Raw genomic sequence first — 6,739 nt, 5'->3', positions numbered from 1 at the left:
CTACCAGGGGACACAGTGAAACTGATCAGAACAGCAACGGTCGCGGTGGCGTTGACCGCAGCCGTAGCCACCGGCGCAGGCCAGGCCGTCGCGGATCCGACGTCGGAGTCGATGAACTACCAGACGTCGGTCAACCCGGATGGGACCGTCAAGACCATCCTCGACGCCGGTCTCTTCCGCGTCGATGCGACGAGCGAGACGGTGTCGATCGTCGACCAGGCCGGCTCCACGGTCGCGTCGATCCCGCTGGAGTACTCCATCAATGGAACCGTCTACTCCATTGCGCCCCTGATCGGTGCGGAAGGTCGGGAACTCACTCTCACCCCGCAGACCGTTCCTGTCGCTGAGGTCGCCGGCGCGAAGACCAAGCAGCAGGCCTTCGACAACATGGTCAACCAGCTCGCCATCGGTTGGAACAACGGCGGCGGCGTCGGCACGGCCATCGGTGCAGGCCTCGGCTTCGCCATCGGCTGCGTCTCGATCTTCCCGAACTTCATCTCGGGCTGCATCATCGGAACCGTGATCGGTACGGTCGCCGGCACGGTCATCGGAATCAACAACGCCAACCCCGAAGCTCAGCCTGCGGTGTTCGAGTACTTCACCACTGCGTAGAGCACGACGGCCACTGGCCGAGGGATGTGGAACAGCGGGTAGAGCGCGTGCGCTCTACCCGCTGTTCGCTGTCCGGCCCGTGAGGGCTCGACGCATCGACACCGCTTTGACCATCGTCTCCTCGAACTCCTCGTCGGGGTCCGAGAGCGCGACGATCGCGCCTCCAACGCCGTACGTGACCTCGTGCTCGGTCGCCACGATCGTGCGAATGACGATCGAGAAATCTGCCGTACCCGTGATCGAGAAGTAGCCGATGGCACCGGAATACACTCCGCGCGGCCCATCTTCGAGCTTGTCGATGATTGCCATCGTGCGAATCTTCGGAGCGCCGGTCATCGAGCCGCCGGGGAACGCCGCTCTGATGCAGTCGGCAGCCGACGCGTCGTCACGCAGCCGGCCACGAACCGTGGAGACCAATTGGTGCACGGGAGCATAGGTTTCGACGTCGAACAGCTTCGGCACGTGTACCGAACCAGGAACGCACACCTGAGCCAGGTCGTTACGCACCAAATCGACGATCATCAGATTCTCGGCCTTGTCCTTCTCGTTCGCGACGAGGTCGGCCTTGAGTGCGTTGTCCTCTTCGGGGGTGGCCCCGCGCGGCCGAGTTCCCTTGATGGGCTTGGACTCCACGATGCGGTCGGCGTCGATACGCAGGAATCGCTCGGGGGAGGCGCTCAGGACCGAGACGTCGGGAAAATTCAAGAAGGCACTGTACGGGGTGGGATTGATTTCCCGCATGTAGGAGTAGGTCGCCGCGGGGTCGATGGAACCGGCCACGGTGGCAGTGTTCGTCAGGCAGACCTCGTAGGTTTCACCGGAACGGATTTCGGCGAGGCACTGAGAGATGAGGTCGAGGTAATGCGTGCGATCGTGCCTCAGCCGTGGCTCGAGGGACAGCTCTGCGCCGAGCAACGGAGCACCGGACGCAGGTATCCCACTGGGCGCGCTCACGGTCTGCGCCTTCTCGGACAGTCCACTCAGCGTTGCGGTGACCGAGTCGAACCACTGCGCGAGGACCGGATCCCCGGGGGTATCGGCCAACCCCATCAAGTACAGGGTGCCGGCCTCGTGGTCGAACACCAACGCCCGATCGGAGAACACCATCGAGGCGTCGGGGGTCGCCGAGGTGTGCACCAGCTGCCCGCCCGTATCGGCCTTGAGTTCGTACCCGAGGTAGCCGACGTAGCCCAGTCCGAATGCAAAGGGAAGATCGTGCCGCGGGGGAGTAGCTCGGCGACGTAGTTGGGCGTCGATATAGTCGAAAAACGTCGAGTGGATGTGTTCTCTCGTGCCGTCGGAGCCCTCGACGGTCACCATCGTTTCGGCTACCGAGTACGTCACGTATTCGGCGTGCGGCCCGGAGCAATCGCCCATGACGGTGAATCGGCACTCGGGCTCGAGTGCGGCGCTTCCGTCCAGCCAGAAACTCTTGGTGTCGTGCGCGAACAGCGTCTGGAACACGCGCTCGGAGTCGAAATCGCTTTCGATAGTGCGGGTTTCGATGGTGAACATCGAATCGTGGGTCCCCGCTGCGTTCGCTGCGCTCGACCGCGCTAGCGTCAGATCGCGGAAATTCGCCAGCAGCTCACGCCCGTATTCGGTGCTGATCGACTCGGGGTGGAACTGCACTCCCCACAACGGCTTGCTGTGATGACGAACCGCCATCACCAGACCGTCCGGGGTCCAGGCGACTTCCTCGAAGTCGGCGGGAGTCCGGGTGACGACCAGAGAGTGGTAGCGCACCACGGAATACGGCGAAGGAATCCCCTCGAACAGATCAACCCCGGTGTGCGTGATGTCGGTGATGCGGCCGTGCATCGGTGCGGGGGCCAGATCGACCTCACCGCCGAAGAGGTGGCACATCCCCTGATGACCGAGGCAGACACCCAGAATCGGGAGACCGGATTCGCTTATCACTCGACCACTGATACCGAAGTCCTGCTCGACGTCCGGGCGGCCGGGACCGGGCGAGATGACGACGTTGTCGAACGCGGCGAAGTCGAGGGAAGACCACGCGACGTCGTTCTTGACCACGGTGGGTGGCCGGCCGTTGACCTCGGCGAGGAGGCTGTACAGGTTGTAGGTGAACGAGTCGTAATTGTCCACCAGGAGGGTTCTGATCGTCATCGACGTACCTCTATCGTTCGCCCTCGAGGCCAGATTCTGGCCCCGGAGAATCGATGATGAGATCCTCGACGCGACACGCCTCGGCAATCATCGACTTGTACAACTCTTCGAGAAAGTCGGGCGACAATCCGTTCGCGGACGCGAACTCACGAGCCCGTTCGGTCACCACGCCCACCCGGCCCGGCTGCATCATGGGAATACCGAATTCGCGTTTGACGTGGGCCACCCGTACACACACATCGATTCGGTCGCGTACGGCTGCGCGCAAGACCTCGTCGATACCGTCCAATTCGCGGCGCAATTCCGCCAACTTCTGTTCGCCGACCGCAACGCGTCCGTCCGATTCCGAGTCGGACGCCGCCGTCCGCGGATCGTCGTGCAGACACTGATCGGAACCCTGGCTCACGAGTTGATGCCCCCTGTTTTCGACGACTACGGTGCTGATGATTATCGGTCGCAGCCGACATTTGTTACCGCGATCATCACAGACTCGGTAACCGACTACATGCGATGTTCGATGGTGTCATCCCGAGCCGTTTTCGCGCCACTCAAACTCGAAGAAAACGGACGCTGAACGACAATAATCACACAAGTCACCCGAAAAAAATCTCCGAGTTTCCAACCCATCGAAAAAATGCACCGCCGGATTGTTTCCAATCGGGCGGTGCATCGCTCAGGGGATCAGGCTCCGCGTCGCTTGACCTTCAGTAGATCGAGGCGCTCCTTCAGCAACTCTTCCAGTTCATCCACCGAACGGCGCTCGAGGAGCATGTCCCAGTGGGTACGGGGAGGCTTGACCTTCTTCGCCTCGGGCGCGGTGCCCTCGATCAGAGAACCCTCGAGTCCGTTACGGCACGCCCACGTACCGGGAATCTCGGCGTCGTCGGCGAACGGGACGTCGAATTCCTCACCGTTGTCGCAGCGATAGCGAGCCACGCGGCGGGGTGCCAAATCGTGATCACGATCGGTCTCGTAGCTGACGGCTCCCAGTCGACTACCTCGAAGTACACGATCTGCCATAGTGAAGTCCTCTCCATCGATAGTAGGTATGTGCGCCGATTCCACCGGCCGGTTTCGGCGCGGCCGAGCTTCGTCGTCCACCCACTGATCTACAACGTCGTCGAGCGTCCGTTCGTTCCCGGCTCGCCCGCGCAGATCAAGGCATCTTACCTCGCCGGCAAAGTAGGCTGAGCGACCATGTCCGTGAAAACCCGTCGCAACCAGACGTGCGAGTGGTGCGGACGTCCCATCGACGATGTCGGCACCGGCCGCAAACGACGGTACTGCCGACAATCGTGCAGACAACGTGCGTACGAGCAGCGCAGTGCCGTCAAGGGGACGTCCATTCCCGTCGACGCCGTCGTGCTGACCGCCGAAGAAGCATCGGCCGTTGCAGATCGCGCATTCGAACTGCGCTGCGCGGCCGAGGATGTCAGCACCGCAGTGGCAGAAGGTGCCGCCGCCGACGAACTGCAGCGCCTGTGTATCGAGCTCGTGGCGAAAGCACACGATGCCGAGCGGCTGCGCTGAGTATTTTCTGGGCTCCTCGCTGGTCGTTCTTCGTGCGGCGCGACGGTCGACGACATCGCTCCCGTCGTTGTTCACCGAGTCCGTGGACAATGGGCGACGCACGCGCGTCTTGCGCGGACGCAAAGACACACAGAGGAGCTCCATGGCGTTCTGGGATCAACTCAAGTCCAAAGCACAGGAATTGAACGGGCAGCTGCAGACCAAGACCAGCCAGTTCAAGAACAAGGAGTTCGCCAACGGCAGCATGGCGATGTGCGCTCTCATCGCCGCCGCGGACGGCACGATCGATCCGGCCGAGCGGCAGAAGACGGCAGCGCTGATCGCCGGAAACGAAGCTCTCCGCGTCTTCGAGTCCGATGAGCTCCGCCAGAAGTTCGACTGGTACTGCGACAAGCTGCAGGGTGACTTCGACTTCGGAAAGGTCGAGGCCACCGCGACGATCGGCAAGTTGAAGTCCAAGCCGGACCAGGCCCGTGCCGTCATCCAGATCGGCATCATCATCGGCGGTGCCGACGGGCATTTCGACGACCACGAAAAGGCCGCCGTTCGCAACGCATGCTTCGCAGTGGGAATCGACCCGGCCGAGTTCGAGCTCTGACCCGCTCCGACGTGGGCATCGAGACCGGATGAGGTCTGCGGCGACCGACGACGCTTCGACGTCGTCGGTCGCCGTCGCCGTCCCTGGATTCCATCTGTCCTGCAATTTCCTACTCCGCGGGTTACTTTGCTCGTTCCGGCTGGGTGCAAAGACGTCGTCGACGCGGCAGCGGACCGATCGACCCGTGACCGAGGAGACCGAGCATGACTGTTGCCGCGATTTATCTCGTCATCGCATTCGGCCTCGGCGGACTCGCGATGGCGGTGCGACTTCCTCCATTGGTCGGCTTTCTGGCGGCTGGGTTCGTCATCAATGCTCTCGATGTCGGTGAGGTGCCGCAGCTGGACCTGCTCGCCGACTTGGGGGTGACGCTGCTGTTGTTCGCCATCGGCCTCAAGCTCGATCTCCGCATTCTGTTGCGCCGCGAGGTCTGGCTCACCACGTCGGTCCATCTCGCGATCAGCGTCGTGCTCGGAACCACGGTGTTGTGGTTGGCCGCCGTGGCCGGCCTGGCCATGCTGTCCGGGCAAAGCCTCACGACCATCGCACTCCTGGCCTTCGCCATGTCGTTCTCGAGCACCGTGTTCGTCGTCAAGGTACTCGAGGAGCGGGGGGAGTCGCATGCGCTCTACGGCCGCGTCGCCATCGGCGTCCTCGTCATGCAGGACATCGTCGCCGTCGTCTTCCTGACGGTCACCAGCGGCACTCTGCCCAGCCCATGGGCCTTCACCCTCGTCCTGCTGTGGCCGCTCACGCGAATTCTTCGGAGAATCTGGAGCGGGCTGGGGCACGGCGAGATGCAGTCGTTGTTCGGCATCGTGATGGCTCTGGTTCCGGGGTACGCACTGTTCTCCACGCTGGGCCTCAAAGGTGACCTCGGTGCCTTGATCATCGGTGTCCTGTTGGCTTCGCATTCCGCGTCGTCCGAACTCGCACGGTCTCTGTTCCACCTCAAGGAACTTCTGTTGGTGGGTTTCTTCGTCTCGATAGGCCTGTCCGGACTACCCGATGTGCCCAGTCTCGTTGTCGCCCTGCTGATGATGCTCGTTCTGCCGCTCAAATCCGTGCTCTACGTAGCGCTGTTCGCCGCGATGAAACTCCGGTATCGAACGGCCCTGCTCGCAGGACTGAGTCTGATGAACTACTCGGAGTTCGGTCTGATCGTCGTCTCCGTCGGAGTGACGACCGGGCTGCTGGAACCCACGTGGCTGGTCGAGATGTCGATCGCGGTGGCTCTGAGTTTCGTCGTGTCCGCCCTTGTCAACGGCCGCGGCCACCTGATGGTCGAGAAGATGGCGAGCCGGCTGCCCCTCCAGGACGAGCAACGCCTTCACCCCGAGGAACGCCCCGGTGATGCCGGCGACGCCGAAGTCGTCGTCATCGGCATGGGGCGTGTGGGGTTCGCGGCCTACCAGCGACTGAACGAGCACTACCGATTGGACGTCGTCGGAGTCGACTACGACGGCCCGCGCATCCGTCGACTGGCCGAGCAGGGACTGCGTGTCATCGAGGGGGATGCCACCGACCTCGACTTCTGGCACCGACTACGCAGATCGGATTCCGTCCGGATCGCGGTGCTCGCCATGCCGCGGCACGGTGCGAACGTCACTGCACTGGCGTGTCTGCGAGAGTCCGGCTTCGGCGGAACAGTGGCGGCGGTCGCACGGTACGACGACGAGGTGCAGTGGGCAAAAGACCAGGGCGTCGATATCGCCTTCAACGTCTACGCCGGCGCGGGATTGGAACTGGCCGACCAAGTGGGGCATTCGACCCCGGAATACATCGATGATCGCACCGACTCCGAGACCGACGTGCCGCGTACACCGGACAACACCGGATAGGTCGGCGGTGCGAGTGATGGAGGCGCTC

8 protein-coding genes are annotated in these 6,739 nt (G+C 62.8%); 5 read left to right on the top strand and 3 right to left on the bottom strand.

Features of this window, described 5'->3' with window-relative positions; translation table 11 throughout:
• Window positions 1–15: 15 nt before the first annotated feature.
• Window positions 16–612, top strand: a complete 597-nt coding sequence (locus CH268_RS16685; RefSeq protein WP_032365824.1) for a hypothetical protein — start codon at window positions 16–18, stop codon at window positions 610–612.
• A gap of 54 nt (window positions 613–666) precedes the next feature.
• Here CH268_RS16685 and pabB read toward each other — a convergent pair whose 3' ends face one another.
• The 3 genes from pabB to CH268_RS16670 all read right to left on the bottom strand — a co-directional run bounded on the left by pabB (window position 667) and on the right by CH268_RS16670 (window position 3,762).
• A complete protein-coding gene (gene pabB / locus CH268_RS16680; protein ID WP_094665158.1) occupies window positions 667–2,742 on the bottom strand; it encodes an aminodeoxychorismate synthase component I in 2,076 nt (691 codons plus the stop codon).
• 10 nt (window positions 2,743–2,752) lie between these two features.
• Entirely contained in the window at window positions 2,753–3,148 is a 396-nt protein-coding gene (locus CH268_RS16675) for a chorismate mutase family protein (protein ID WP_094622167.1), read from the bottom strand.
• A gap of 275 nt (window positions 3,149–3,423) precedes the next feature.
• Window positions 3,424–3,762 carry an RNA polymerase-binding protein RbpA gene (locus tag CH268_RS16670; protein ID WP_027497120.1) on the bottom strand — a complete coding sequence of 113 codons (339 nt, stop codon included), beginning with the start codon at window positions 3,760–3,762 and terminating at the stop codon, window positions 3,424–3,426.
• Window positions 3,763–3,792: 30 nt separating this feature from the next.
• Here CH268_RS16670 and CH268_RS27940 point away from each other — a divergent pair, with 30 nt between their 5' ends.
• The 4 genes from CH268_RS27940 (at window position 3,793) to CH268_RS16655 (ending at window position 6,711) form a co-directional block, all read left to right on the top strand.
• Window positions 3,793–3,933, top strand: a complete 141-nt coding sequence (locus CH268_RS27940; RefSeq protein WP_155288453.1) for a hypothetical protein — start codon at window positions 3,793–3,795, stop codon at window positions 3,931–3,933.
• Window positions 3,934–3,939: 6 nt separating this feature from the next.
• Window positions 3,940–4,272 carry a hypothetical protein gene (locus CH268_RS16665; RefSeq protein ID WP_027497121.1) on the top strand — a complete coding sequence of 111 codons (333 nt, stop codon included), beginning with the start codon at window positions 3,940–3,942 and terminating at the stop codon, window positions 4,270–4,272.
• A gap of 142 nt (window positions 4,273–4,414) precedes the next feature.
• Entirely contained in the window at window positions 4,415–4,870 is a 456-nt protein-coding gene (locus tag CH268_RS16660) for a tellurite resistance TerB family protein (protein WP_027497122.1), read from the top strand.
• A 203-nt stretch (window positions 4,871–5,073) separates the two neighbouring features.
• Window positions 5,074–6,711: a cation:proton antiporter family protein gene (locus CH268_RS16655; protein WP_094665156.1), complete on the top strand. Its 1,638-nt coding sequence runs from the start codon at window positions 5,074–5,076 to the stop codon at window positions 6,709–6,711.
• The last annotated feature ends 28 nt before the right edge of the window (window positions 6,712–6,739 follow it).

It is taken from the genome of Rhodococcus sp. 06-1460-1B (assembly GCF_002258475.1).
GTDB classification, from domain to species: Bacteria; Actinomycetota; Actinomycetes; order Mycobacteriales; family Mycobacteriaceae; genus Rhodococcoides; species Rhodococcoides fascians.
Note: the sequence above shows the minus strand (reverse complement) of the source record. Positions and strands in the feature narration are given on the sequence as shown.